Here is a 24,851-nt window from a genome sequence, read left to right as displayed (position 1 = left end):
AGCGGGATGTAGTTATCAAATCGGTTATCTCTACAGTATTCCTTTAGGCCTGATAGTGAATTCAAGCCTGTTTTTCTGTAGCAGCTTCGGAGTCTGCTGTTAACGGCATCAACGGTGATTGAGAGGATGCTGCTTATATCTTTAAGCATCATCCCACAGACAAGCAGGTAAATAACCTCCCATTCCTTCTCGGTAAATATTTTAGAAGGGGGCTCGAAGGTAGAGTGTTGAATTATGGTTCCATTTAGCAACGAGGTCGGTGTGATGATCCTAACATGTCTGACGCTGATAACCGTGCCTACACAGTTGCGATGTTCATCATAGATTGGCTCCTGAATATTGTAGGCAGGCTGCATTATTTTTTCCGTGCCTTGAATATGCGTTGTAATGGCTCTCACTGCCTTACCGGTACGCTCTATCTCTCGTTCCTGCTGGTTAAAAATGTCTGAAAATTCGGCGACAGGAACAGGGATATCCCTAATGTTCAAGCCTTCATAATCATAACGAGTTGATATGGTTTGCCAGGTTTTAAAGGTGTTATTGACATAAATAAAACGGGAGCTTGTGTCTTTTATTGCCCAGCCGACCAGAGGATCGTTTTCGAACATTGTGATTAATCTGTCAGGTAATGTAATTTGTTTCATCAGTGCATCCCTACATTAAATTTACCCTACATAAAATATGCCGTACCTGATATGAACCTGTTTATAAAAACTAAAATAGAATAAAAAGTCTGTGACAGGCCAATGCCAGGGAAAACATCCTACATAATTTAAAGTAATAATATACCTATAATCGAAAGATCATGAGATTTTCTAGCAAGAAAATCATTTTCTTAATAATGCCAGTCAGTTAAACAACTGACTGGCTGTTTTTTTCTAGGCCTTGCCATATTTACGTGGTTTTTCTTTTACTGCTCTTGAGAAGGGGAAAACCACCGGGAGGCATCTGAGGAATTATTGCCATTATTTTCTTCCATTTTATGGTTGAACGTTCCTTGTTCACAGAAATCCTACACCAGCGATGCGTCGATTTTCACCACGGCTTTGCGCACGTGTGCAGGTTCGCCGACGGCGCACAGCGGTTTGTGCACTTCACCGGGGAAGAAGACGACAAAATCCCCTTCCTGCATCACAAACTGTTTTTCCTGCTCGCCAGCAGGCAGGAAAGCAATGTCTTTATCCGCCAGCCAATCAGTGTCTGGCTTGCCCGCAGGCAAGTTGCTGAACGTCATTCCTTCCACACCGGACAACACAATCTGAATGTCCAGATATTTGGCGTGATACTCGGCACGGCGCTTCTCCAGCAGGTCGGTGCTGTCGTTGGAGATCAGCACAAACACGCTGTTACCCTCGATATCGTGCTTGCCCAGCGGGGTATCCGCCGTGATATTTTGCTTCACGTACTCAATCGCTTCACGCAGTTTGGCAGGCAGATAAGGAACCAGTTCAAGGTGGTGGACATTGCCAGTAATCATAAAAAACCTCGTTGATAGAAAAAATGAAACCCTGTTTTACAATCCTTATACTCTCCAAATGTGACGCCCGCCAGCGCGTTAATCCGAAACAGTGAACTGCTCATCACTCTTCTCAACCACTCTTCCCCTGTCTACAGCCATCATGCACATAGCACTCACTCCGCAACCGATTGCGATGCGTAAAAAACCACGTTTTCTGCTTGAAATAGCCTAGTCGGCGCGTATAATTCCCGACAGTTTGCCGGGAGGGGTCATGCACCGTTACACCAAAAAATCCGCTGCTCATGTTGGTTCTCAACCACAACTGCCATCCGGCAGCCAGCCAGCGTTTTCCTTTCCGTTGCTCAATCGATCAATTAAGAAAGCCCCTCAATGAGGGGCTTTTTTTTGCCCACCGTCTGGGCCGCCAGATACGACATTTCCTGTTTACTCGTTAGGAGAAAGACAACATGGTCAATCCGCTCTATCAAAAACATATTATTTCGATTAACGACCTCAGTCGGGAAGATTTAGAGCTGGCGCTGAATGTAGCCGCCAGCCTGAAAGCCAAACCTCAGCCTGAGCTGTTAAAACATAAAGTGATTGCCAGTTGCTTCTTCGAGGCCTCCACCCGGACGCGTCTATCCTTTGAAACTGCGATGCATCGCCTGGGGGCCTCCGTCGTCGGTTTCGCCGACAGCAATAACACATCGCTGGGGAAAAAGGGTGAAACGCTGGCCGACACTATCTCCGTCATCAGCCAATATGTTGATGCCATCGTGATGCGTCATCCGCAGGAAGGCGCGTCCCGCCTTGCCACCGAATTTTCTGGCGGTATTCCAGTACTGAACGCCGGTGACGGCGCGAACCAGCACCCGACGCAGACGCTGCTCGATCTGTTCACCATTCAGGAAACGCAAGGCCGGCTGAATAACATCAACATCGCAATGGTCGGCGATTTAAAATATGGTCGCACCGTGCATTCACTCACGCAGGCGCTGGCGAAGTTCGAAGGCAACCGCTTCTACTTCATCGCCCCGGACGCATTGGCAATGCCGGACTACATTTTGAGCATGCTGAAAGAGAAGAATATTACTTACAGCCTGCACAACAGCATCGACGACGTCGTCGGCGAATTGGATATTCTGTACATGACACGCGTCCAGAAAGAGCGTCTGGACCCATCCGAATACATCAACATCAAATCCCAGTTTGTCCTGCGAGCCGCCGACCTGCACAGCGCCCGCCCGAACTTGAAAGTGCTGCACCCGCTGCCGCGCGTCGATGAGATCACCATTGATGTGGATGCCACGCCTTATGCCTATTATTTCCAACAGGCGGGCAACGGCATTTACGCCCGCCAGGCGCTGCTGGCACTGGTCTTGAATCGCGAACTGGTTCTGTAAGAGGAAAAAACCATCATGACACACGATAATAAATTACAGGTTGAAGCGATCAAACGTGGCACGGTGATCGACCACATTCCCGCACAGGTAGGTTTTAAACTGCTGACGCTGTTTAAACTGACGGCGACAGACCAGCGCATCACCATCGGCTTGAATTTGCCGTCCAACCACCTTGGGCGCAAAGATCTGATCAAGATCGAAAACGTGTTTCTCACTGAACAGCAGGCGAATCAGCTGGCGATCTACGCACCGCAGGCGACCGTCAATCAGATCGATGAGTATGACGTGGTGCGCAAACTGGTACCGACGCTGCCAGACCACATTACCGGCGTACTCACCTGCCCGAACAGCAACTGCATTAGCCGCAGCGAGCCGGTGTCATCGTCATTCAGCGTGAAGCAGCGCGACGGCGACGTTCACCTCAAGTGTAAGTACTGTGAGAAAGAGTTTGAGCGTCAGGCGGTGCTGCAAGATCGCTAGTTTTCTGCTCTGCCCCGTAATGGACATTGCCTGTCACGGGGCTTTTTTGAATAATGGCTGCGTCCGCGTTCTTTTTACGCCCCCATCAAGGAGATACCATGTCACGCATTATCAGCACTGAGCACGCCCCAGCCGCCATCGGCCCTTATGTTCAGGGCGTCGACCTTGGCAGTATGATCTTCACGTCCGGCCAGATTCCGGTAAACCCAAAAAGTGGTCTGGTGGCTGACAACATCACCGCCCAGACGCGCCAGTCACTGGAAAACGTTCAGGCGATTGTGGAAGCCGCTGGCCTGAAAGTGTCCGATATCGTGAAAATGACCGTGTTCGTGAAAGACTTGCACGATTTCGCTCTCGTGAACACCGCGTATGAAGCCTTCTTCAACGAACATAGCGCACCGTTCCCGGCTCGCTCTTGCGTTGAAGTCGCCCGTCTGCCGAAAGACGTGAAAATCGAAATCGAAGCGATCGCCGTTCGTCGCTAACGATCGGCAGCACCATCCCCAAAAAGCGCACGATAACCGGTGCGCTTTTTTCTGCTCTTTCTTTCACCATAACAAGATTATGGACATCCCAGACACACATTACGGTCAAAAAACAGACGAATTTCTGCCAACCCGCGCGTAGCAAGCCTTCACGCTTTACTCGCCTTTTTTGACTATTTTTTGTTCAGGTTCAAATTCGCTCCGACATGATGATTTCTTTGCTCTACGTCAATTTTGCTGCGATAAAAGCGCAAACACCCCTACGCAATTTCAATATATAGTGCCTATCCTATAAACACGACCTACATATAGTGTTTATCCACAGTATCATCCACAGCCCTCTGTAACCCTTGTCGGGTAGGGCTTTTGCCTGTGGATAACCTTTCCAGAGGAAGAAAACGTGAAACCAGTAGTGATTAAACGGGACGGTTGCCAGGTGCCTTTTGATGAAGTGCGTATCAAAGAGGCGGTCGAGCGCGCGGCACATGCAGCCGGTGTCAATGATGCAGACTATTGTGCAACTGTGGCCTGTGCGGTCGCTCAACAAATGCAGGATAAATCGCGCGTAGATATCCGCGATATTCAGGATGCAGTCGAAAATCTGCTGATGTCCGGCAACTATAAGCAGCTGGCGCGTACCTATATCGAATACCGCCATGACCGAGATATTGCGCGTGAACGCCACGGTCGCCTCAATCAGGAAATTCGCGGTCTGGTCGAGCAGAGCAACATGGCGCTGCTGAACGAGAACGCCAACAAAGACAGTAAAGTGATCCCAACCCAGCGCGATCTGCTGGCGGGCATCGTCGCCAAGCATTACGCCAAACAGTACATCCTGCCGCGTGATGTGGTGCTGGCGCATGAACGTGGTGAGATTCACTATCACGACCTCGACTACTCGCCGTTCTTCCCGATGTTCAACTGTATGCTGATCGATCTAAACGGCATGCTGACCAACGGCTTCAAAATGGGTAATGCGGAGATTGAGCCACCGAAGTCGATCTCAACCGCTACCGCTGTCACCGCACAGATTATCGCGCAGGTCGCCAGCCACATTTATGGCGGCACCACGATTAACCGTATTGATGAAATTCTGGCACCGTTCGTCACCGCCAGCCATGCGAAACACAAAGCCGTGGCAGAAGAGTGGCAGATCCCAGATGCAGAAAACTATGCTCTGACCCGCACGGAAAAAGAGTGCTACGACGCCTTTCAGTCACTGGAATATGAAGTCAACACGCTGCACACCGCTAATGGCCAGACGCCGTTCGTCACCTTTGGCTTCGGGCTTGGCACCTGCTGGGAATCGCGTCTGATTCAGGAATCGATCCTGCGCAACCGTATTGCCGGACTGGGTAAAAACCACAAAACCGCAGTATTCCCGAAACTGGTCTTTGCTATCCGCGACGGTCTGAACCACAAAGCGGGCGATGCGAATTACGATATCAAGCAGCTCGCGCTGGAGTGCGCCAGCAAACGCATGTATCCCGACATCCTGAACTACGATCAGGTCGTGAACGTCACCGGTTCGTTTAAAACGCCAATGGGCTGCCGCAGTTTCCTCGGCGTTTATGAAGAAAACGGCCAGCAGATTCACGACGGGCGTAATAATCTGGGTGTCATCAGCTTGAACCTGCCGCGTATTGCATTGGAAGCCGAAGGGAATGAAGATCGCTTCTGGACACTGTTGGACCAGCGCCTGGCATTGGCAAAGAAAGCGCTGATGACACGCATTGCGCGGCTGGAAAGCGTAAAAGCTCGCGTCGCGCCAATCCTGTATATGGAAGGAGCCTGCGGCGTGCGCTTAAAAGCGGACGACAGCATCGCGGACATCTTCAAGAACGGACGCGCTTCAATTTCGCTGGGCTACATCGGCCTGCATGAAACGATTAACGCGCTCTTCGGTAGCCAAACGCACGTGTTTGATGACGAGGCGCTGCGTGCCAAAGCCGTGGCCGTTATCACTCGCCTGAAAGCCGCCACCGAGCAGTGGAAAGACGAAACGGGTTACGGCTTCAGCCTGTACAGCACGCCGAGCGAGAACCTGTGCGACCGCTTCTGCCGTTTGGATACCGCCGAGTTTGGCGTCGTACCGGGCGTGACGGACAAAGGCTATTACACCAACAGCTTCCATCTTGATGTGGAAAAGAAGGTGAACCCTTATCAGAAAATCGACTTTGAGCTGCCCTATCCGCCGCTGGCTAATGGTGGATTCATTTGCTACGGCGAATATCCGAACCTGCAACACAACCTCAAAGCGCTGGAAGACGTGTGGGATTACAGCTACACGCGCGTGCCTTATTACGGCACCAACACGCCGATCGATGAATGCTATGAGTGTGGCTTCACCGGTGAATTCGAGTGTACCAGCAAAGGCTTCACCTGCCCGAAATGCGGTAACCACGATTCGGCACGCGTTTCCGTGACGCGCCGCGTGTGCGGCTACCTCGGTAGCCCGGATGCACGCCCGTTCAACGCCGGTAAGCAGGAAGAAGTTAAACGCCGGATTAAGCATCTGGGCAACGGTCAACTGGGGTGATCCCTTCTGGGCCGCAGCAATGCGGCCCACCTTTCGCGGCACCGTCAACACGCGCCCGCTTCATAACATGGGCTCTATCGTATGAATTACCACCAATATTATCCCGTCGATGTGGTCAACGGCCCCGGCACCCGCTGTACGCTGTTTGTCGCTGGCTGCGTGCATGAATGTGTCGGGTGCTACAACAAAAGCACCTGGCGGCTCAACTCCGGTCAGCCGTTTACGCAGGAACAGGAAGATCGGATCATCGCCGATCTTCAGGATACGGAGATCCCGCGTCAGGGCATTTCGCTGTCTGGCGGAGATCCGCTTCACCCACAGAATGTGCCTGATATTCTGCGGCTGGTAGAACGTATCCGCACGGAATGCCCCGGCAAAGATATCTGGGTTTGGACAGGCTACGTGCTGGCGGACATCACACCGGAACAACAGCGGGTGGTCGATCTCATCAACGTGTTAGTCGATGGAAAATTTGTGCAAGATCTGAAAGATCCCGCACTGATTTGGCGCGGTAGCAGCAATCAGGTTGTTCACCGCCTGCGTTGAGCGATAAGAAGCTACTGAAGCGGTTGCCACTTACCCAACGAACGTAATTGATCGGATTCCAGTACCGTCACCCGCGCTTTTGGCTCCGATGAGAATGCTTGATTCAACAACGCCTGCGCCACCGTTTTTCCCTCAATCGCCCGCCACTTCGCCGGGAACAGGCGGAACAGCGGCGCGGCAAGACTCTCCAGCGTGCGACTGTCCTCTCTTTCACCCAGTAGCATCGACGGTTGTGCCAATGTCAGATGCTGCCAGCCTTGCTGACGCAGCGATCTTTCCGTTTCCCCCTTCACCCGCGAATAAAAGAAAGGCGATGTTGCATTCGCGCTCAGCGAACTGACCACCAAAAGGTGCGTCGCGCCCAGCGCTAACGCGACTTTCGATCCTTCCACGACCAGCGTGTAATCCACATAGCGGAAAGCTTGCTTACTGCCTGCCGTCTTGAGCGTCGATCCCAGGCAACAAAAGGCAATATCGACAGGATCGGTCAACTGCGCCAATGCAGCAGACAGATCGGGATCGTGTGGGTTGACCACTTTCTTCGACTGCGCCAACGGCTTACGAGTCGGCGCATAGATCGTCTCTACGCGGTTATTGGCTTTCAGCAGTTCTAACAATTCGTGTCCCACTAACCCCGTTGCACCTAATAACAGTACCCGGCTCATCCGATTTCCCCCTTACTTTGCGTCTTTTACTCTCTCATCTTTTCATGCTTATCGTGTTCTTTCTGGCTCGTTTGCTCGTCGCGCTGCCAGTAGCGTTTCTTACCAAAGCCCAGCGCATTGTCCGTCATTTTTACTTCTGTCAGTTCGAGCCGCCAGATCGGCGCTTTTGATGCTCGTGCAATAGGAAAACGTGCGTTGTACCGCGCTCTGGCCTGCTGCGCGTCATCTCCTTCCAACTGCATCGCCTGCGCCCGAAACTGTACGCCTTTAATCAACATTACGCTCTTCGGCTGGCCGCTGACCGTACCAGCCACCTGCGGCAACCTTGCCATGATTTCACCGTGGCGCGTCTGTAACTCCGTCATTAGATAGAAGGCTATTTGTTGATCGTCATAAGTATAGAAGCAACTCGCACACCATAATTCCGAATTTTCACCCACGCATAATGTCAGTACGTGCAACTTCTTCAGATAGCGGGAGATTGCCTCAAGATCGCTGCCTGTTTCTCTCGATTCTTTCTGCATCACGGCACCTCAATCTATTTTCTGAACGAACGTATCTTGCCCAGCCAACCGTTGCCCTTGCGCAGAATGTGGCAGCATAGCTTGCAGAGGCTGGCTGGTGTGCTTATCCAATAGCAGGGAGTGGGGTTCCCCTTCAGCGAACAGCTGCTGTTCGCCCCACTGACGTAGCGCCACGACGAGCGGGAATAGCTGCTCACCTTTTGGTGTCAGAACATATTCCTGATAGGCCGAACTCTCGGAAACGGGCTGAACGGACAAAATGCCCTCATCAACCAAAGTGCGCAGACGGTCGGTAAGAATATTTTTGGCTACACCCAAACTGCGCTGAAAATCGCTGAAACGGCGGCGATTGTCGAAAGCATCGCGGATAATCATTAACGTCCAACGATCGCCGACCACATCCAGCGCGCGCGCAACGGGACACGCATCCTCTTTCAGACTTTTGCGCTTCACCATGACTATGTCCTCCCCTTTTTCCTGTTCATCCTATCTGCCTTATCCACAAACCGAAAAACTGGCCGCACATTTTCTGGTTGCAGAGTAAAACCAGATCATTCATGCTTCAACTGGTTTTATTTTGAAACCACATAGAATAATGAAAGCCAATATTATGAAAAATAGCCCTATTCATACCACGTCATCCGTCACTGAATATGATCTTTACAGCACGACACCGCCTGCGCAGAAGGTACTACCGCGCGCGTTAGTATTGCTGTTTGCCTGTGCTAGCGCCCTCAGTGTCGCCAATGTGTATTACGCACAGCCGCTGCTGGATGCATTATCGGTAGATTTTCACATCAGCATCGCTGCCGTTGGCGGGGTAATGACCGCAACACAGCTTGGCTGTGCGCTGGCGTTAATTCTTCTGGTCCCGCTGGGTGATATCCTCAACCGACGCTATTTGATGTTGGCTCAGGTGAGTGCGCTCATCGTGGCGCTGATTGCCGTTGGACTCGCTACCACATCCCTGTATTTATTGATCGGTATGCTGGCCGTAGGCATGCTCGGCACGGCAATGACTCAGGGTCTGATTGCTTATGCCGCAACAGTTGCTGCACCGCAGGAGCGTGGGCGCGTGGTGGGAGCCGCACAAGGCGGCGTGGTGATTGGGCTGTTGCTGGCTCGCGTCCTGTCTGGTTTCATCGCCGATATAGCAGGCTGGCGCAGCGTGTACTTTTTCTCCGCGCTGCTGATGCTCCTGCTTGCCGTATTTCTGTGGCGTGCACTACCACATCAGCCACCCGCCCAACAGCGCCCACACTATCCCGCTCTGCTGCTTTCTATGCTGACTCTGCTGCGTGAAGAGCGGGTATTGCAAATACGTGGCGTCATCGCTTTACTGATGTTTGCTGCCCTGAGCATTTTCTGGAGCGCGTTAGTTCTGCCGCTGAGCCGCGCGCCCTATTTCTTTTCTCATACGATTATTGGCGCATTTGGTCTGGTGGGTATTCTCGGCGCACTGGCAGCGGTGAAAGCGGGTTCGCTAGCCGATAAAGGGCGAGAACAGTGGGTCAGCGGCATCGCCCTGTTATTGCTGCTGGCATCGTGGCTACCGCTGTGGTTAGCGCCCTATTCTCTCTTCGCGCTGGTAATCGGCATCATCGTGCTCGATCTGGGCGGACAGGCCATTCACGTCACCAACCAAAGCATGATTTTCAAGACGCATCCTGATGCGCACAGCCGTCTGGTTGGCTGTTATATGCTGTTTTATAGCCTCGGCAGCGGACTGGGCGCGATGGCAACCACCGTGGCGTATGACGCTGCTGGCTGGTCAGGCGTGTGCCTCCTTGGTGCAGCCGTCAGCCTGTTGGCACTACTCTTCTGGAAAATGACGCAGCACCTTTCAGCCCCGTTACCGACAGCATTTACACCGTTGTGATAACAGAAAATGATTATTGATGAAGGAGAAACCATGAGCGAACTGACTTTACTGGCCGATGCCGACGAGCGCGGTCAACGTTATCTGGCGGAAAATGCACAGCGCCGGGTTTTCCCCGATGCCGATGCCCTCGCGGCGCTGGCGCGTTTTGATGAGGCGTTGCCTCAACAGGGGTTTTCGGCTGAAGACACGCTATCGCTACTGGATGAAGTCGGTTCACCGGCCACCACCGCTTCAAATGGCCCGAACTATTTCGGTTTTGTTATCGGTGCGGCATTGCCGGTTGCCGCCGCCTCAGAGCGATTGATGATTGCCTGGGATCAGTGCGCCTCCACCTTTGATAACTCGCCGGTATCCGCCACGCTGGAACGCCTCGCCAGCCGCTGGGTACTCGATGCGCTGGACTTACCCAAAGAAAGCGCTGTGGGCTTCGGCACCAGCGCCACCGCCTGCACGCTTTCCTGCCTGGCCGCCGCGCGCCGTTCTCTGCTGGCAAAACAGGGCTGGGATTTTGACAACGATGGACTGATCGGCGCACCTGAAATTAAGGTCGTCATTTCGCAACTGACGCACATTACCGTGAAAAAAGCGCTGCGTGTACTCGGCTTCGGACTACGCCATTTACGCATCGCGCCCGTTAACGCCTTTGGGCAGATCGATGTCGCTCAGCTCCCTCCGCTGGACGATCGTACGATTCTTTGTTTGCAGGCTGGCGAGGTAAACACGGGCGAGTTCGATGATTTTGCGCAGATCATTCCCATCGCTAAAGCGGCGGGAGCCTGGGTTCACGTTGATGGTGCATTCGGACTGTGGGCCAGAGCGTCATCCCACTCCGCGCTCACCGAGGGTATCGAACTGGCCGACAGCTGGACTACAGACGCGCATAAATGGCTGAACACCCCCTACGACTGTGCGATGGCGATTTGCCGCGATGCGGACGTGCTGGCCGAGGCGATGAACGCAGATGCGGTTTACTCCAGTGCGGCACGCGATGCGCAGAAGAATCTGACGCTCGAATTTTCCCGTCGCCCGCGTGGGATTCCGGTATGGGCGGCACTGCGTACGCTGGGGCGCGACGGCGTAGCGGAGATGGTCGAACGACACTGCCGACAGGCAACCTTCATCGCCGATGGCCTACGCCATGCGGGATTTGAGATACTGAATCGGGTTGTGCTTAATCAGGTTCTGCTGCGGGGGGAAACCGACAGCCAAACAGCGGCGATACGAGAAGCGTTGCAGGCTTCGGGCAAGGCATGGTTTGGCGGCACCGTCTGGCAAGGGCGTCCGGCATTACGCATCAGCGTGTCATCCTGGCGCACGCAGGACGACAACGTGCAGGCGCTCATCGCGCTGCTGACAGAAATCAAAGCTCAGACCCCACGCTGATCGCAGCGTAAAACAACCCTCCCCGCAAACACGGGGAGAAGAGAAAGGACGACGCCATCAGGCCATTGCGTACCGATGTGCTAGACGTACACGCTAATGCTGGAAACCTGCCCCTGAAAGCGGTTCAACGCCTCGGCGGCGCGTTGCAGGCTTTCGGTATTTTGCACTTCGCTACGGGATGATGCACCCGCGACGCCTTGTTGGATGGTATCGAAAACATTGATCGGCTGGAACACATTAGAAGGCGGCACACTGCCGATATTCTCTCGTGGTGACGAGATAAAACCCAGCAGCGCGGAACCTTCTTCACGCCCCAACTGCCCACTGCTAACCAGGCTACCAACCGTTTCATACAGTTCGGCAGGGCTGATGCGGGTGAAATCATAGCGCGTCGTCTGACCAGCAGGAACGGCACCGCTGCCCGCCTGATAAGACTGAAGCTGTTCAGACAGCGCCACTTTCTCCGCATGTTCTGTGGAACGCTTCGCCATCACCTGCTGGCTGGCAAAAACGGACGACTCTGCGGCTTCGACTTTCATATCACCTCCTTACGGGTAACGTATGGAAGACAAAATCATCGGCATAGCACGTCACCATTACGGTGAGCGCAAAAATAGCGTGCTTTAATACTGACACGCAATCCCCCATCGCGCCAGCCAGAAGCGGGATTTGGCTCCGTGCGGGGAACACTCAGGGCTACAGTAATCGCCGTTCTCGTTGCTCGGTTTATCCCCGCTGGCGCGGGGAACACCTTATTCTGGAAGTCTGAAAGCATCTTGAGCGCGGTTTATCCCCGCTGGCGCGGGGAACACACTTTTTTGCTCAACAAATTCATTTGCTAATTCGGTTTATCCCCGCTGGCGCGGGGAACACATGTATAGCGAAACAGCGGCGCTCGATCAGTTCGGTTTATCCCCGCTGGCGCGGGGAACACGTTCTATCATGGCACTTAAAGACAGCGGGCAACGGTTTATCCCCGCTGGCGCGGGGAACACGTATAGCGCTGACCCACGCAAAGTAAAAGATGCTGGTTTATCCCCGCTGGCGCGGGGAACACTCTAAAAGTAGAGATTTGTTTTATAACACTTTTTTCGGTAGAGAAAATCCCACCGATTTTTCCATGTTGTTAAAGATCGTTAACTTATTGATTTTCAATAGGTGAAAATGAGACTAACCGCAGGCCATCCAAATCTACCGGCATTCGGCGGTTTTCGCCCCAGGTTTGGAACTCAAAACCGGATTCCGTATTCGTCGCCCACGCCATCACCATGTTGCCCTGTTCTGCCAGTTCGATTTCATACATCTGGAAAACGTTCAGTTGCTGAATTAAACGCTGCACACTGCGGCAAGAGTTATACCACTGCATTTTTATTTCTCGGTAAAAATCTTCCCCGTTAAAAATACTCTTTCTCAACCGAATGTCGATATAACCTGTAAATGCCAATATTTTTCATCCACTATATCTAATGATTACAAGTATATTGACATAAATTGGAAGCAATCAATGCATATCCATCGTCTTGAAGTAACGCAGTAAATAATTAGCAGGAAATGCAAATAACAAAATAACCCCTATTAAATATAAAACCCATAATGAAAATTTTCATACTTGTGTTATAGGTTTAATAGGTGCCGTTAAACGCTGGCACTAAGTAGAAAATAAAAAGACAACCTAATTTAACAATCGCCTCCCACTATTCGTCAATATAGGTGAATAAAATGAGAGTTATTCTTGTTATATCTATCGCTATGTTGTTATCTGGGTGTATGGTTACAAAAACCATTGAGAATGATTCACCAACGCTTGTCAGAAGCAGTTCAAGCCAGAGAGTTGGCATCTTAATACCAAATAGTGTCAATGCTAAATATTGTCCCGATGCACCAGCGGATACGGCAAAGACCATTGATGGCACTGTAGCTGCCGAGTTGACTGATAAATTAGGAAATAATGGAAAAATTGATGCCAGCTTAAAAACAGCCATAGTGGATCTGGCAAAAAGAAACACCACCACTAATGTTTTAGTTTATTCTTTAAATAGTTTATGCTTCCTTTCTATGAATGGAGTACTAAATGCATCTGAAGTAGCGGCTCGATTCGACGCAGTTTTAAATGTCGTTGAAAATATAGCAAAAACAGATAAAGAAAATGCAGAGAAGGAAAAAACAAAAGCAGAAGAACAACTACTTTTAAGGAGATATAATTTAATGGGTAATATAATAGAAAGATAAGCACATATATTTCCTGTATTTTATTACAGCATCCATTCTGTGATCTTTATATCAATATTTACAAGCATATCGACGATTGCTTTTAATCATTAAGGTATTCCCCGCTGGCGCGGGGAATACTTACACAACAGCCAGCCATTGCGTCATACCGCTGTTTATTCCTTACGAGATGCATAATTCCGCTCTTAGCAAGAATTGCTGAACGGTCGTGTCAATCAACAAAAGCACTCACGGGAATATCGAATCGTTTAGCAAGCGCTCTCATGTGATCAAGCGTTAGAGTGCGCTCACCGTTTAGAATGCGGGATACCAGTGACTTTTTACCGATCTCAGCTTCAAAATCACTTTGTGTTAGCTGATGCTGATCCATGAGGACGCGCAGTAAAGTGATACCGGCTGGGAGTGCTTTAACACGTTCGTTGAAGGCTGCAAACTCCGGTGCATCATCTTCGTATTTGTCAATTTTGGCAGTCAGCATATCGATTAGCGGACTATCCGGCTCACTTTCGATCAGGTATTCAGTGAGTTTCAGCGCATCCTCATAATCCTTACGCGAGGTGCTGCCTCCGAGGAATGGTACGATACTCGTCAGGTTGTTAGCGGCCTTGATGGCGTCTGCGTACATCATTCTTTATTCCTCCGGTAATACTCTGTCAGCTAGAACAGCTAATTCTTTAGCGATTCCCACGGATTAGGGTTTATCCCCGCTGGCGCGGGGAAGATTCGCATTGCCACGCATCACAGAATTGCGCAGCCACGGTTTATCCCTGAAGGCACAGCAAAATCATAAACAAAAAATAAGAAAAATCGTTAAATTGTCTTATAATTAACTTATATCAGGGAAGACTTTCGTTTGAGGGATTCATGACTAAGGTTAGTTGGTCAAAACGGGCATTAAAACAACTCGGCACAATTGACACCAGATATCGAAGACGAATCAAAGACAAAGTGGGCGAGCTTAGTACATTTCCAGATGTGAATCTGGATCTGAAAAAACTCGAATCGTCTGGCAAACGGTATCGTCTACGAGTTGGAGATTACCGCATTATCTTTGAGCTCATCAACGGCGAACCACAAGTGTGCGAGATACTTGAAGTCAAGCGAAGGACCACAACGACATATTGAGGAGGGAAGCGTATCCCTCTTTACACCACAACTGATTTTTACCCATCGCAAGAAAATGTTGGAGCAATACACTATGAGCATACAAGTCATTCGGGATAAAAGCGGTAAACCTGAATATGCTGTTGTTCCGTATGAGTTATACCAGAAACTTATCGCAAACGCTGATGAACCCGCCCTTTATGAGAGCATTCCCTACGCTCATAGCGAAGAGGATGATGTTTCCATTCCTCATGAAGTAGTGAGTATTCACATTGATCAAGACATCAGCTTACAGGCAGCCTGGCGAATTTTTAGGGGCCTCTCACAGCAAGAGGTTGCAACCGCACTTGGCATTACCCAAGCCGCCGTCTCTCAGCTTGAATCCCCAGATTCAAGACCGCAGAAACGCACCCGAAAAAAGCTAGCTAAGCTGTACAACTGTGAGCCAGAACAGCTAATTCTTTAGCGAACGGATTAGGGTTTATCCCCGCTCGCGCGGGGAACACTGGTGGGAAGTTCCGGCACCGACAGTCTATAGCGGTTTATCCCCGCTGGCGCGGGGAACACTAAGTCCAACCACTAAAGCCAACCCACCCGCTCGGTTTATCCCCGCTAGCGCGGGGAACTCATAGAAGGCGATACCCTGTACGGCGTCAAAAACGGTTTATCCCCGCTGGCGCGGGGAACACCTGAAGTCAAAAGTTAACGAAAATCTGTATTACGGTTTATCCCCGCTGGCGCGGGGAACACCCGTTTGGCGCGATTACAACGAGCGCGTCTATCGGTTTATCCCCGCTGGCGCGGGGAACACACGGTGCGACATTTGATGCTGCACAGTATCCTCGGTTTATCCCCGCTGGCGCGGGGAACACTCTAAAAATAGAGATTTGTTTTATAACACTTTTTTCGGTAGAGAAAATCCCACCGATTTTTCCATGTTGTTAAAGATCGTTAACTTATTGATTTTCAATAGGTGAAAATGAGACTAACCGCAGGCCATCCAAATCTACCGGCATTCGGCGGTTTTCGCCCCAGGTTTGGAACTCAAAACCGGATTCCGTATTCGTCGCCCACGCCATCACCACGTTGCCCTGTTCAGCCAGTTCAATAATCTGCTGCCAGACCATTTCTCTCACCCGCTGTGAGGTATCACCGACATACACTCCCGCGCGGACTTCCAATAGCCACACCGCCAGCCTGCCGCGTAAACGCGGTGGGACGTTTTCCGTCACAACCACCAGCATACTCATTTAACCCTGCCCCCGATGACCACTGTCACCAAACGGTTTCGGCTCTGGGATCGCCGGCGGCTGTGCATCGTCCGGCGGTAGCGGCGGCGTAATCCCCCCCGCAGACAACACCTCTTCAATCAGGGGAATTAGTTTGCTCAGCGTTTTCTGGCTGCGGAAAATATCACGGCAGGCAAGCCGTACTTCACGATCGGGTTCGGCAGGGTTACGGGCTGCAATTTCAAAGGCTTTCGCCACCACACCCTCGAATTTGATGATGTCGGCAATGTCGTAAACAAAAGAAAGCGGTTTGCCGCTGTGGACAAACCCGATCGCTGGGGCGTAACCCGCCGCCAGCACCGCAGCTTCCGTAATACCGTACAGGCAGGACGTCGCCGCACTTATGCACTGATTAACCTTGTCGCCTCGTTCCCAGTCTTTCGGATCGTAACGTCGGCCATTCCATTTCACGCCATACTGCTGCGCCAGCAGCGTATAGGTTTGGCGCACGCGGGCACCTTCAATCCCCCTGAGCTGATCGACCGAACGGCGGCTCGGTGCTGGTTCACCAAAACGTAGCTCAAACATTTTGCGCACCACCTTCAGGCGCAATTCCTCATCCAGCGCCAGTTTGGCCTGATAGAGCAATTTGTCCGACCGTGCACCACCGGGCTGACCGGACGCATACAGCCGCACGCCCGCTTCGCCGACCCACACCAGCAGCGTGCCAACCGTTGCTGCCAGTCGCACGGCAGCATGAGAAACCCGCGAGCCCGGTTCCAGCATGATGCAGGCAACCGACCCCACGGGAATATGCGTGCGCACGCCGGTTTTATCCACCAGCACAAACGCACCGTCAATGACATCAATCTGCCCGTATTGCAGAAAGATGAGTGAAACCCGATCCTTGAGCGGGATCGGGTTAAGCGGAACATACATCGTTAACTCTCCCTGTAACGGGGCAGGCTACGCCCGTTTCAGCAACAGCAGGCCGCACCCCAATGCTTTGCTTTTTCCTAATCCCTGTCGGACAGATGCCGCAAACCGCTCAGCATCCGTAATGTGAAGCACGCCGTCATAATCCACGCTGCTGAACACGATCGCAGCCGACTGGCCGGGCTTATTCAGGCGGTGGCGTTGATAGCCATCGACCCGACACGACGACACCGCAAAGCCCGCGTTTTCCCCCTGACGCACCAGCCAGTCATGAGCACGCTGCTGTTGATGCTGCCACAATGCCACACCAGATAGCCCGGCCGCTTTCGCCTGATGGCGCGCATCCATCAGCACATCGCTCCGCTTGCCGTCTCGCGTGACCACCGGATTAGCACGTAGCGAAAATGCCAGCGTCATGCCGTTATGCCACTGCGGTTGATACGGTTTGGTTTCCACTCGAAACAGATTATGGTCAATCTGCGGTGCCTGTTTGGAGAGCAGATAAAATAAGTTCTTGGTCTCTTGTTCCTCTTCACGAAAAAGGAACGACCGCTGTGGCTGGTCGGGAAATAATTGCCAGAGCCATTGGTGGCTGGCATAGCCTCCTGCGTGTAATCGCTTTGTCGCCATGGCATGCGGTAACGCACTAAGGTTCAGCGTTATTCTGGAAAAATACATTATTCCTCTCCCTTTTCACTACCGACGTATTGCACGCGGGAAGTGAACTGCCAACGCCGTCGATCGGCGGGCTGATCGTTACGCAACACACGGTATTGCGGCGTTAATCCCGTATCGCTTTCCTGTTCCCAGTAGCACAGCCCTTCGGCACGACCGATCGACTGCAAGGCGAGATCGTTCAATGCAGGCGTCAGTCTTGCCTGCTGCCACACCTCGGCCAGCGTGCCTGAAAATAGGTGCGGTGCCAGCGGCAGAGCGGGCGGACAGCTTTTACGCCCGAAATAGAGCGCGAACACGGGAGATAACAGCGCATCACGCAGCGCAGTTAGCGAATAAGGCGCACCCGGCGTGACGCTAATGGCAATGTGGTAATAGGCATCACAACGGTATTCGCGTGAGGTCAGCATGGTTTCAGGTGATTGCCCCGCCTCCGGCCGCAGTTCATCACGCCGGGTATAGCGTGGCACTTTGCGATTTTCTTTCGGCATCTGCACCGTGTGGTAGTCATTCAGCCAGGTTTCACGATCGGAAAGCGGCCGCACCGCCACAGAGTAATGCCGGTTAAACTCAGCCAGTGCTGCCCGATCGTCACGCCGAATCCCCAGCGCTGCCGCCAACAGCCCCAACAGGGCGGAACGGCTAGGCACCGTTGAGGTGTGGCGTACTTCACCGACCGCCGCTTCTCCCCATGACACCAGTGGGGCATAGATCTGGAAGACCAGATAGTTATCCATCGCGCGCTCCTACTGGCTGATAAAATCCAGTAACCCTTGCAGCGATCCGCCCTCGCTGTCGGCTTCCACGTTCAGCTCGTAGGCAGGAACGCTGCCCGCAGAGGCGTACACCCGGTCAAACTTGGTTTTTTGCTTACGCAACAGATCGATGGCGTCATTGACCTGATTGTCACTGCGAATAGGTTTGAAAAACGCGACCGACAAAGTACGCGGCTGATCGCTTCCCTTTTCTGCCAGCGCATAGCTCGCCAGCGCTCGGCTGGCAAAGCTGTTCTGCTTGCCGCCCGGTGATACGGTCAGCACCGTTTCCGTCAGCGCACGCAGGGTCCGCGCCACCAGCGCTTCATCGTTATTCAGGTTTTCCAGCAGCAGATCGCGGTTAATGCAGACATAGTGATAGAACAGCGCCGAAGCAAAGCCCTGCTCGCCCATATGCGCCGAGCCGCTGTCGGCTGCCGTATTCAAGTCATCCACTGCCGTAAAGAAGTCATCTTCGATGGTAACGGCACTCACGCCCAGCGCGTGCGCGACCTGACACGCCGCTTCAATATTGAACTCCTGGCTGGAGGCCAGCATACGACCAAACAGCGCGATATCGACGCTGGCAGTCTCTTTGCGCAACAGTTTCAGCTCTTCACTATTTGGCTCACGCGATTCTGTCGCTAGCTGGGCGATCAATTGATCGATCCGCGCTTTTTCCTGCACGCTGATATGTGCAAGCTGTTCGATATCATACTTTTCCAGCGGATCTTTACTGTCTTTCTCTTCTTTCTTCGGTTTACCAAACTGGGCTGCGATACTCAGCGCCGCTTTATCTGCCAGCTTTTCAACCATGCCTCTGGCAATCAGCGCGTTGTATACCTCACGCCCTAAACGGCGGCTGCGGGTGCCGATATATCCATCAAGTGCGTCTTCAAACACCTCAGAGGTACGCCATGCACGTTTCAGGCTCTGCGAGGACACCCGCAAACGCTCGACGCCGCCAACGATGGCGGTTTTCGGGCGACCCGCATCATCACGGTTCAGATTGGAAGATGGATAAGCGGTTAAAAAGTGAAGCTGGATAAAAGTGGTCATCAGTTATTCCTTGTCTGAAGCTGTCGTTGACGTTTCTGTCGTGTCTGGCTCATCGGCGGTGAGGTTTTGTGACGCCTGCGCATACTCGCACGCCCAGCGCACGGCATTGCGCCGCAAGGGGTGAAGGTTAGGCGCCCGGTTTTCCTGCCGTGCCTGCCACTCGTCCGCCCATAGGAAAATACCGTCCGCCAGCGAAGGGAGGTTTACCCCTGCCTCACCGCGTATTTGTACCGCGCGGAAAAGTTGGCGATGCAGTTCTTCCGGCGTTTGTGCCCGCTGTAGCCGTTCAAAGCGCAAAGGGGAAAGAAAAGGACGATCGCCACCCTGCTTTTCACCTAGCTGGGCAGCGAAGCTGGTCTTCAACATGTTTTTCGCCGCATGTGCCGCGACAGAAACAAAAATCCCCAGCGCTACAATGTGATGCTCTTGCGTTAACCGCGCCGCTAATTTCCCCGCCAGATCGTGATAGCCCTGACAGGTCAGCACGCCATAAGGAGGCTGTTTGGCACGGCGCAGCTCTGCCCGTCGCGCACGGCCATTACCGGAGGTGCCGTGGCGGTTTTGTAACTCCTCGAACCAGTCACTAATCTTTTTTGCGTCATCCTTGTTGATGACCAAAAAATCAGCCGTGTTTGCCATCCACTGCCTCCTGCATTTGTTTAATGGATTCTGCCGCTTTTTGCTTATAGAAAAACGCACTCAACTTTTTCCGTGTTCCCGCCGCCTTAACCAGATCGCGATGTTCGTCTGGGTTACTAAACACACGCGCATCGTAGTTCTCCAACAGGTAGCGATAGAGTGCCTTTTGCCAGGTTTTCAGCGCCGTAGCGGGAGCATCCCCCTGAGTCAGCGATCGGCACAGTCGCACAAAATCGGGCTGCGTCTCCTGCCAAAACGCGACATCAATGGCGCTGAAATCCCCTTTTGCGTCTTTCGGACGCGAGAACCAGGCTTCCTTAATCATCTGACGCAGTAGCGTGGCACTGTCCCGCGCCAGCTCCACCGCCAGTTGTAAGCGATCTTTATATTCCCGAAACGCGTAGGGATCGTCACGAAAATGCGCAGAAGTAAACAGCAGCGGAACGTGGTGTTCATACCAACAACGCGCCTTCATGTTGTCCATATCGTAGCCAAAACACCACAACCCCGTGTTGCGCAGCGTCCGCTTGCCAGCATTGTGCTGCACAACGGCGGCGGGATAGGTGTGGTTGAGCTTATCTTCCACCGCCACCATCATCCCTAGCCAGTCACGGTACGCCAGCCCGCACGGCTGCCCTTTCACCGACAGAAAAGGGGCATCGTCGCCTTTCAGCGCCCGCCGATAAGGGGTGAGCGGATGCCGCCAGCTGTCATACTGAATACCGTAGTTTTTGGTGCGATACTGCGTGAGCAACGCGGTCGATCCCGTGCCGCACAGATCGCATTCCCCTTCCTGTAACGTGGTGAAATCCAGCTCGATGCGGCGCGGCATGCCCCAATAGGCTTGCAGCCGATGTGAATTTTCCGGCGTCACAGGCGGGTGAGCGCCATCGCTGGTGGGCGTATCCGCTAACCACGGGAACACCGTGGCATCGGGCTTGCCCTTGGGCATCACCTTCTGCGTCAGCACGTTCATCCAAAGCTTTTTCCACAGCGGCAGCTTGGCGTCTTCCTGCATAAGCAGCGTTGTGATCGGCCCGCCGCCGCGCATCCCGGTGCGGTGCCCCTGCCCGCCGGATGGCGCATTGGTTTGCAGCGTGAACAGCGCCATTGCCGCACAGTGCGGACACACCGCATTGACCGTGCCGCGCTTGATGAAATGATCTTTATTCAGCTTGAGCGTATTGCCGCCGGGGGCATCAATCAGCAGGCCGGAAATCGGTGTCGGGTCGCTGTCGAGCGTGGCGAAATCCTGCATAAATGTGGGCTTCTGCGCACCAAATTGCATCGCTGGTGCCAGCGCAGCTAATGCCTGTGGGAAATCGGGGCGAAAACCGTCCTCCCAAATCTCATCCCAGTCATCGTCATCGGCGGGCGCATAGGCGGTTTGCAGTAAACCGATAAGCCACTGATAGCCCGCGCCCTGAAAATCGGCACGCGGCCAGGCAAGATCGATAATCGTGTCGTCGGGAAGTTGCAGCGGGGAAATGTTACCCACCCGACCATCCGCGAATACAACAGGTAGCCAGGGTTCTTCAATCAATGAAAACATCATACCTCCTGTGTGCGCCGCATCCCTGCGGCAAGCCTGATTAAGGCTGGTTCTACAGTCTCTTTTTTAACGCATTCAAGCCGCGACGCCAGAGAGATGGCTCACGTTTGTGGCTGAGGGTGGGGGCAGGATACGGCGGCGGCGAAGCCTCCACCTTGGTTTGGTGAATAGTGATATTCACTGGAATAGTAATAACGGGAATAATGATCAATATTCATATTCCTTCTGGCGTGGTTTGATTGATCGTGAACACACCGTGTAGGACTAAAGGTGTCAACCAATCCATTAGTGAGTGTTCAGTACCTTGTGCTTGAACACCACTTAATGGATTCAGGCAACAAATAGAAATATAGAAGAGATGATAGAAATTACAAGAGTATTTCGGATGTGAAGAAATCGGCGGTAAAAGCTTAGCGATATGCTAAATTTAACTAGTTAGCGTTCCCCGTACCAACGGGGATAAACCGAGTATCTCGGAAGTGCTTCATACTTCCCCGCGCCAGCGGGGACAAACCGCGAGAAGGTTAATAACGAGTCAGGCCACCAATTTGGTGGCCTGACAATGTAAGAAATGTCATAGCATCAACCCCATCCGTTCGCTATAAAACGCGTGGGTCTCACCCCGATTCAACAGCAGCACCTCGGCCTGTGGACGGTGTAACTGCTGCCGAAACCGCTCCAATGCCTCATCTTCCAGTATCGGTAATCCGGTTTTACGTTTCTGCCACCAACTGACTCGTATCTGCACGCGGCTCTGTTCCCAGGCGAAAGTGTCCGATGTGGCATAAGGCTGCGGTAACTGGTCATCATGTTCCGGTTTCCACGCCAGATACAGATCCAGCGTTTCCTCTCCTATGCGGGTGGAGATATCCACGTCATCATCCCAGCCAGACTCGCTGGATTGAGCACAGTAGCCGTGTACCAACGCCAGCGCAGACTGTAGTGCAAAAGAACGCTGGCCGTAGTTTTTCCCCAGAACCGTGCAGGCTATTGCCTCCAAGGCCGGAGGCACCGTAATCTGTTCTTCATACACGCTGTTGATCAGCAGACGCGCCGCTTCCGGCATTTTTATCGCACCGTGTTTGCGTAATATCGCCTGCGTGCGCCACAGCGCAGCATGATCGGGATAAACGTAACCGCTGTTGCGCAGTTCATCGCCCAACCAATCGGCCTCCGCTTCCGGTTGCCAGACCGGTGCCATGATATGCAGCACCGCTGCTGGGCGTTCATCCGTTAGCGGCGCAGCGTCCGCCTCGGTTTTACGACGCCCATCGAGAAACCGAATATGTCTCTGTAGCCGCCCTGCTCGTTGAATCAGCAGATCGATGGGCGCAAGGTCGCTAATCATGTTATCGACATCAATATCCAGCGACTGCTCGACAACCTGCGTGGCAATCAGCACTTTACCAGCACGCTCATCCGGCATACTGTCTTTGCCAAACCACGCCAGCGCCCGTTCTTCAATCGCCATACGATCGCAAAAGGCAAAACGGCTGTGGAACAGCAGCACATTTTCCTCTGCAATACCCGCCTCAATGAGCTGACGATAAACCGCGATAGCGTCATCCACCGTATTCCTGATCCAACAGATCGATTGCCCAGCCGCCACGGCATCCTTCACGCGTTCAATACCCTGCAATCGCTCAGTCACCCAGACAATCTTGACTTCGCGCTGCACCTCCTTCCGCGTTCCTAGCTTCGTTTCCCGCAATCCTTCACGCGTTAACTGCGTTAGCCACGGATACGTGGCATTAGGATCGGGCGGTGCAGCCTCGCACGCTATGCCCTGTGCAAACGCCTGCGTCAGCTTTTCTCGCAGATTAAGCGGTAACGTCGCCGTTAAGATGATCGCGCTACCGCCCTGTTGTGCATGGAAGCCAATCAACAGCTCGATCAGCTTGCTCATGTAGGCGTCATACGCATGTACTTCATCCAGAATCAGCAGTTTATTCTGTAGCCCTAGCACCCTTAGCGACTGGTGGCGGAACGGCATGACCGCCATCAGCGCCTGATCGAGCGTCCCCACGCCAATATCTGCCAGCAGCGCTTTCTTGCGCGAGTCCGCAAACCAGATGTTGCAGTCTTTGCTGGCGGCGTTTTCTTCCTTGTCGTACTGCGCCTGCCCCTGACTGTCGCCTTCCCATAGCGATTGCATAAAGGCGGATGACATATGTCGCGCACCGTGCGCTAACATCAGCGAAGGATGGTGCTCCGGTGAATATAATGCGCGATAGGCTTGCGCCAGCCGCTTGTACATAGCATTTGCCGTCGCCATCGTCGGCAGACCGACATAAATGCCGCTCGCTTTTCGCTGCGCCATCAGTCGATGCGCCAGTATCATTGCCGCTTCCGTTTTCCCGGCACCCGTCACATCTTCCAGAATAAAAAGCTGTGGGCCGTCAGCGGAAATATCAGCCTCTAGCGCTTGCTGTTGTAGCGGCGTCGGTTGCCGAATAAAGGGGAAGAGCCGTTGAATAGAATGGAAAGGAGCAGTAGACGGGGTTCGTGGCAAACGCGAAACGACCTTTTCTGCCGTCGGCAGCGCGCGTTCACGCCAGTAGGTTTCAAGCGGCATCGGCGTACTGCAATAACGGAAGTCCTGCTGGCGCGAACCCAGCCAGTCTGCCAGTACGGTCAAACCAGCCAATCCCCAGCTTTGCTGCTTCAGCCTGTTTCGCCAGCCCTTATCCGCAAAGCATGTAGGAAAGGCGGAGGCATAAGGAAAGCACGTTTCCAGATCATGCAGGTACTCTTGCACTGCCAGATAATCGTCACGATGAAAGGCCAAACTCCCTTTGTTCAGCGCTTCTGGTGGCTTGCCATGGTGCCCTGTAACGATGTTCAGCCAGATATCAAGCGTCTTTTGGGGGGCAGAAGTGAGCGAATCCGCAGAGAAAGGCAATAGAAAGGGGAAGTCATCACGCGCTTGCCACAGCCAGAAACCTAGCGCGTCATGCCGCGCCGTATCGACCTGTCCTGAAGCCTGAACCAGCGGAGAGTCTGGGTTGGTATATTTACGCTGGAAGCCGCGGGCAAATTTCCCCATATCGTGCCAGGCCAAAAAATACGTAAACCATGCCGTGACATCATCATCATCGCCGCACGCTAGCTCCCGCAGTACATGGCTAGCCTGAAAATAATTCCCCTTTAACAAGAAATAGCCACAGGCCGCTACATCCAAACCGTGATAAGGCAGCAGGTGGTAATCGTCATCCCCCGACGACGCCGTTGATCTGTGCGCTTTGCCCCAATAGTGGAAATAGCGCCGGTCGATGATGCCTTCCTTGTCCATAGACTTTACCGCCTT

General features: G+C 52.8%; 26 protein-coding genes and 2 CRISPR repeat arrays. Of the genes, 10 read left to right on the top strand and 16 right to left on the bottom strand.

Annotated elements, in window-relative coordinates:
• Positions 1 to 644: helix-turn-helix transcriptional regulator (locus EDI29_RS09485; protein WP_137740718.1), on the bottom strand; the 644-nt coding region annotated here is incomplete at its 3' end.
• A gap of 368 nt (positions 645 to 1,012) precedes the next feature.
• Entirely contained in the window at positions 1,013 to 1,477 is a 465-nt protein-coding gene (locus EDI29_RS09480; protein ID WP_039279253.1) for a NanQ anomerase/TabA/YiaL family protein, read from the bottom strand.
• A 449-nt stretch (positions 1,478 to 1,926) separates the two neighbouring features.
• On the opposite strand from EDI29_RS09480, the gene pyrB reads away from it, so the two are divergent.
• The 5 genes from pyrB (at position 1,927) to nrdG (ending at position 6,912) form a co-directional block, all read left to right on the top strand.
• Complete coding sequence (gene pyrB / locus EDI29_RS09475) at positions 1,927 to 2,862, top strand: aspartate carbamoyltransferase (RefSeq protein ID WP_137740692.1); 936 nt, start codon at positions 1,927 to 1,929, stop codon at positions 2,860 to 2,862.
• A 15-nt stretch (positions 2,863 to 2,877) separates the two neighbouring features.
• Positions 2,878 to 3,342 carry an aspartate carbamoyltransferase regulatory subunit gene (pyrI, locus tag EDI29_RS09470; protein ID WP_039491703.1) on the top strand — a complete coding sequence of 155 codons (465 nt, stop codon included), beginning with the start codon at positions 2,878 to 2,880 and terminating at the stop codon, positions 3,340 to 3,342.
• A 98-nt stretch (positions 3,343 to 3,440) separates the two neighbouring features.
• Positions 3,441 to 3,827: a 2-iminobutanoate/2-iminopropanoate deaminase gene (ridA, locus tag EDI29_RS09465; protein WP_039354809.1), complete on the top strand. Its 387-nt coding sequence runs from the start codon at positions 3,441 to 3,443 to the stop codon at positions 3,825 to 3,827.
• Positions 3,828 to 4,227: 400 nt separating this feature from the next.
• Positions 4,228 to 6,366 carry an anaerobic ribonucleoside-triphosphate reductase gene (nrdD, locus tag EDI29_RS09460; RefSeq protein ID WP_137740691.1) on the top strand — a complete coding sequence of 713 codons (2,139 nt, stop codon included), beginning with the start codon at positions 4,228 to 4,230 and terminating at the stop codon, positions 6,364 to 6,366.
• 81 nt (positions 6,367 to 6,447) lie between these two features.
• The gene (nrdG, locus tag EDI29_RS09455) at positions 6,448 to 6,912 is read left to right on the top strand and encodes an anaerobic ribonucleoside-triphosphate reductase-activating protein (protein ID WP_137740690.1); all 465 of its coding nucleotides are present in this window, start codon (positions 6,448 to 6,450) and stop codon (positions 6,910 to 6,912) included.
• Positions 6,913 to 6,923: 11 nt separating this feature from the next.
• Here the strand turns inward: nrdG and EDI29_RS09450 are convergent, their stop codons facing one another.
• From EDI29_RS09450 to EDI29_RS09440, 3 genes are read right to left on the bottom strand one after another with little or no spacing between them, the layout of a single operon-like run.
• Positions 6,924 to 7,577: a Rossmann-fold NAD(P)-binding domain-containing protein gene (locus EDI29_RS09450; RefSeq protein WP_137740689.1), complete on the bottom strand. Its 654-nt coding sequence runs from the start codon at positions 7,575 to 7,577 to the stop codon at positions 6,924 to 6,926.
• Between the two features lie 26 nt (positions 7,578 to 7,603).
• On the bottom strand, positions 7,604 to 8,101 hold the full coding sequence (locus EDI29_RS09445; RefSeq protein WP_137740688.1) for a YhbP family protein: 498 nt from the start codon (positions 8,099 to 8,101) through the stop codon (positions 7,604 to 7,606).
• Positions 8,102 to 8,110: 9 nt separating this feature from the next.
• Positions 8,111 to 8,557, bottom strand: coding sequence for a winged helix-turn-helix transcriptional regulator (locus tag EDI29_RS09440; protein ID WP_137740687.1), 447 nt, complete (start codon positions 8,555 to 8,557; stop codon positions 8,111 to 8,113).
• 154 nt (positions 8,558 to 8,711) lie between these two features.
• Between EDI29_RS09440 and EDI29_RS09435 the strand changes: the two genes are divergently transcribed.
• Positions 8,712 to 9,980 (top strand): MFS transporter, encoded by a 1,269-nt coding sequence (locus EDI29_RS09435; RefSeq protein ID WP_137740686.1) that lies wholly within the window; start codon positions 8,712 to 8,714, stop codon positions 9,978 to 9,980.
• A gap of 33 nt (positions 9,981 to 10,013) precedes the next feature.
• On the top strand, positions 10,014 to 11,366 hold the full coding sequence (locus EDI29_RS09430) for a pyridoxal phosphate-dependent decarboxylase family protein (protein ID WP_137740685.1): 1,353 nt from the start codon (positions 10,014 to 10,016) through the stop codon (positions 11,364 to 11,366).
• 80 nt (positions 11,367 to 11,446) lie between these two features.
• Here the strand turns inward: EDI29_RS09430 and EDI29_RS09425 are convergent, their stop codons facing one another.
• Positions 11,447 to 11,905: a hypothetical protein gene (locus tag EDI29_RS09425; protein WP_137740684.1), complete on the bottom strand. Its 459-nt coding sequence runs from the start codon at positions 11,903 to 11,905 to the stop codon at positions 11,447 to 11,449.
• Positions 11,906 to 12,088: 183 nt separating this feature from the next.
• Positions 12,089 to 12,423: a CRISPR direct-repeat array (repeat unit 29 nt; unit sequence CGGTTTATCCCCGCTGGCGCGGGGAACAC).
• 84 nt (positions 12,424 to 12,507) lie between these two features.
• Positions 12,508 to 12,732 carry a type I-E CRISPR-associated endoribonuclease Cas2e gene (gene cas2e / locus EDI29_RS09420; RefSeq protein ID WP_395303186.1) on the bottom strand — a complete coding sequence of 75 codons (225 nt, stop codon included), beginning with the start codon at positions 12,730 to 12,732 and terminating at the stop codon, positions 12,508 to 12,510.
• A gap of 353 nt (positions 12,733 to 13,085) precedes the next feature.
• Here cas2e (EDI29_RS09420) and EDI29_RS09415 point away from each other — a divergent pair, with 353 nt between their 5' ends.
• Positions 13,086 to 13,595 carry a hypothetical protein gene (locus tag EDI29_RS09415; RefSeq protein ID WP_137740683.1) on the top strand — a complete coding sequence of 170 codons (510 nt, stop codon included), beginning with the start codon at positions 13,086 to 13,088 and terminating at the stop codon, positions 13,593 to 13,595.
• Positions 13,596 to 13,806: 211 nt separating this feature from the next.
• Here EDI29_RS09415 and EDI29_RS09410 read toward each other — a convergent pair whose 3' ends face one another.
• Complete coding sequence (locus tag EDI29_RS09410; protein WP_137740682.1) at positions 13,807 to 14,223, bottom strand: helix-turn-helix domain-containing protein; 417 nt, start codon at positions 14,221 to 14,223, stop codon at positions 13,807 to 13,809.
• 236 nt (positions 14,224 to 14,459) lie between these two features.
• On the opposite strand from EDI29_RS09410, the gene EDI29_RS09405 reads away from it, so the two are divergent.
• Positions 14,460 to 14,720 (top strand): type II toxin-antitoxin system RelE family toxin, encoded by a 261-nt coding sequence (locus EDI29_RS09405; RefSeq protein ID WP_010310024.1) that lies wholly within the window; start codon positions 14,460 to 14,462, stop codon positions 14,718 to 14,720.
• Positions 14,721 to 14,793: 73 nt separating this feature from the next.
• Positions 14,794 to 15,165, top strand: a complete 372-nt coding sequence (locus tag EDI29_RS09400) for a helix-turn-helix domain-containing protein (RefSeq protein WP_029369175.1) — start codon at positions 14,794 to 14,796, stop codon at positions 15,163 to 15,165.
• A gap of 11 nt (positions 15,166 to 15,176) precedes the next feature.
• Positions 15,177 to 15,571: direct repeats of the CRISPR family, unit length 29 nt; unit sequence CGGTTTATCCCCGCTGGCGCGGGGAACAC.
• An 84-nt stretch (positions 15,572 to 15,655) separates the two neighbouring features.
• Here EDI29_RS09400 and cas2e (EDI29_RS09395) read toward each other — a convergent pair.
• The 8 genes from cas2e (EDI29_RS09395) to cas3 all read right to left on the bottom strand — a co-directional run bounded on the left by cas2e (EDI29_RS09395) (position 15,656) and on the right by cas3 (position 24,836).
• A complete protein-coding gene (cas2e, locus tag EDI29_RS09395; protein WP_005973730.1) occupies positions 15,656 to 15,949 on the bottom strand; it encodes a type I-E CRISPR-associated endoribonuclease Cas2e in 294 nt (97 codons plus the stop codon).
• Positions 15,950 to 16,867 carry a type I-E CRISPR-associated endonuclease Cas1e gene (gene cas1e / locus EDI29_RS09390; RefSeq protein WP_137740681.1) on the bottom strand — a complete coding sequence of 306 codons (918 nt, stop codon included), beginning with the start codon at positions 16,865 to 16,867 and terminating at the stop codon, positions 15,950 to 15,952. It abuts the gene before it with no gap.
• A gap of 27 nt (positions 16,868 to 16,894) precedes the next feature.
• Positions 16,895 to 17,542, bottom strand: coding sequence for a type I-E CRISPR-associated protein Cas6/Cse3/CasE (cas6e, locus tag EDI29_RS09385; RefSeq protein WP_137740680.1), 648 nt, complete (start codon positions 17,540 to 17,542; stop codon positions 16,895 to 16,897).
• Positions 17,542 to 18,276, bottom strand: coding sequence for a type I-E CRISPR-associated protein Cas5/CasD (gene cas5e / locus EDI29_RS09380; protein ID WP_137740679.1), 735 nt, complete (start codon positions 18,274 to 18,276; stop codon positions 17,542 to 17,544). Before cas5e ends, cas6e begins: the two co-directional genes overlap by 1 nt.
• Before the next feature lie 9 nt (positions 18,277 to 18,285).
• Positions 18,286 to 19,353, bottom strand: a complete 1,068-nt coding sequence (gene cas7e, locus EDI29_RS09375; RefSeq protein ID WP_137740678.1) for a type I-E CRISPR-associated protein Cas7/Cse4/CasC — start codon at positions 19,351 to 19,353, stop codon at positions 18,286 to 18,288.
• Between the two features lie 3 nt (positions 19,354 to 19,356).
• On the bottom strand, positions 19,357 to 19,992 hold the full coding sequence (gene casB / locus EDI29_RS09370) for a type I-E CRISPR-associated protein Cse2/CasB (protein WP_137740677.1): 636 nt from the start codon (positions 19,990 to 19,992) through the stop codon (positions 19,357 to 19,359).
• Positions 19,976 to 21,544, bottom strand: a complete 1,569-nt coding sequence (gene casA, locus EDI29_RS09365) for a type I-E CRISPR-associated protein Cse1/CasA (protein WP_137740717.1) — start codon at positions 21,542 to 21,544, stop codon at positions 19,976 to 19,978. The genes casB and casA overlap by 17 nt, the downstream gene beginning before the upstream one ends.
• Before the next feature lie 574 nt (positions 21,545 to 22,118).
• On the bottom strand, positions 22,119 to 24,836 hold the full coding sequence (gene cas3 / locus EDI29_RS09360; protein WP_137740676.1) for a CRISPR-associated helicase Cas3': 2,718 nt from the start codon (positions 24,834 to 24,836) through the stop codon (positions 22,119 to 22,121).
• Positions 24,837 to 24,851: the final 15 nt, after the last annotated feature.

Origin of the sequence: Pectobacterium polonicum, assembly GCF_005497185.1 — a bacterium.
Classification (GTDB): domain Bacteria; phylum Pseudomonadota; class Gammaproteobacteria; order Enterobacterales; family Enterobacteriaceae; genus Pectobacterium; species Pectobacterium polonicum.
The sequence above is the reverse complement of the archived record's forward strand: the minus strand, read 5'-3'. Positions and strand labels throughout refer to the sequence as shown.

Coding starts and splice junctions, on each gene's coding strand:
- EDI29_RS09480 (WP_039279253.1), bottom strand. CDS start 1,477: ATGATTACTGGCAATGTCCACCACCTTGAACTGGTTCCTTATCTGCCT.
- pyrB (WP_137740692.1), top strand. CDS start 1,927: ATGGTCAATCCGCTCTATCAAAAACATATTATTTCGATTAACGACCTC.
- pyrI (WP_039491703.1), top strand. CDS start 2,878: ATGACACACGATAATAAATTACAGGTTGAAGCGATCAAACGTGGCACG.
- ridA (WP_039354809.1), top strand. CDS start 3,441: ATGTCACGCATTATCAGCACTGAGCACGCCCCAGCCGCCATCGGCCCT.
- nrdG (WP_137740690.1), top strand. CDS start 6,448: ATGAATTACCACCAATATTATCCCGTCGATGTGGTCAACGGCCCCGGC.
- EDI29_RS09450 (WP_137740689.1), bottom strand. CDS start 7,577: ATGAGCCGGGTACTGTTATTAGGTGCAACGGGGTTAGTGGGACACGAA.
- EDI29_RS09445 (WP_137740688.1), bottom strand. CDS start 8,101: ATGCAGAAAGAATCGAGAGAAACAGGCAGCGATCTTGAGGCAATCTCC.
- EDI29_RS09440 (WP_137740687.1), bottom strand. CDS start 8,557: ATGGTGAAGCGCAAAAGTCTGAAAGAGGATGCGTGTCCCGTTGCGCGC.
- EDI29_RS09435 (WP_137740686.1), top strand. CDS start 8,712: ATGAAAAATAGCCCTATTCATACCACGTCATCCGTCACTGAATATGAT.
- EDI29_RS09430 (WP_137740685.1), top strand. CDS start 10,014: ATGAGCGAACTGACTTTACTGGCCGATGCCGACGAGCGCGGTCAACGT.
- EDI29_RS09425 (WP_137740684.1), bottom strand. CDS start 11,905: ATGAAAGTCGAAGCCGCAGAGTCGTCCGTTTTTGCCAGCCAGCAGGTG.
- cas2e (WP_395303186.1), bottom strand. CDS start 12,732: ATGCAGTGGTATAACTCTTGCCGCAGTGTGCAGCGTTTAATTCAGCAA.
- EDI29_RS09415 (WP_137740683.1), top strand. CDS start 13,086: ATGAGAGTTATTCTTGTTATATCTATCGCTATGTTGTTATCTGGGTGT.
- EDI29_RS09410 (WP_137740682.1), bottom strand. CDS start 14,223: ATGATGTACGCAGACGCCATCAAGGCCGCTAACAACCTGACGAGTATC.
- EDI29_RS09405 (WP_010310024.1), top strand. CDS start 14,460: ATGACTAAGGTTAGTTGGTCAAAACGGGCATTAAAACAACTCGGCACA.
- EDI29_RS09400 (WP_029369175.1), top strand. CDS start 14,794: ATGAGCATACAAGTCATTCGGGATAAAAGCGGTAAACCTGAATATGCT.
- cas2e (WP_005973730.1), bottom strand. CDS start 15,949: ATGAGTATGCTGGTGGTTGTGACGGAAAACGTCCCACCGCGTTTACGC.
- cas1e (WP_137740681.1), bottom strand. CDS start 16,867: ATGTATGTTCCGCTTAACCCGATCCCGCTCAAGGATCGGGTTTCACTC.
- cas6e (WP_137740680.1), bottom strand. CDS start 17,542: ATGTATTTTTCCAGAATAACGCTGAACCTTAGTGCGTTACCGCATGCC.
- cas5e (WP_137740679.1), bottom strand. CDS start 18,276: ATGGATAACTATCTGGTCTTCCAGATCTATGCCCCACTGGTGTCATGG.
- cas7e (WP_137740678.1), bottom strand. CDS start 19,353: ATGACCACTTTTATCCAGCTTCACTTTTTAACCGCTTATCCATCTTCC.
- casB (WP_137740677.1), bottom strand. CDS start 19,992: ATGGCAAACACGGCTGATTTTTTGGTCATCAACAAGGATGACGCAAAA.
- casA (WP_137740717.1), bottom strand. CDS start 21,544: ATGTTTTCATTGATTGAAGAACCCTGGCTACCTGTTGTATTCGCGGAT.
- cas3 (WP_137740676.1), bottom strand. CDS start 24,836: ATGGACAAGGAAGGCATCATCGACCGGCGCTATTTCCACTATTGGGGC.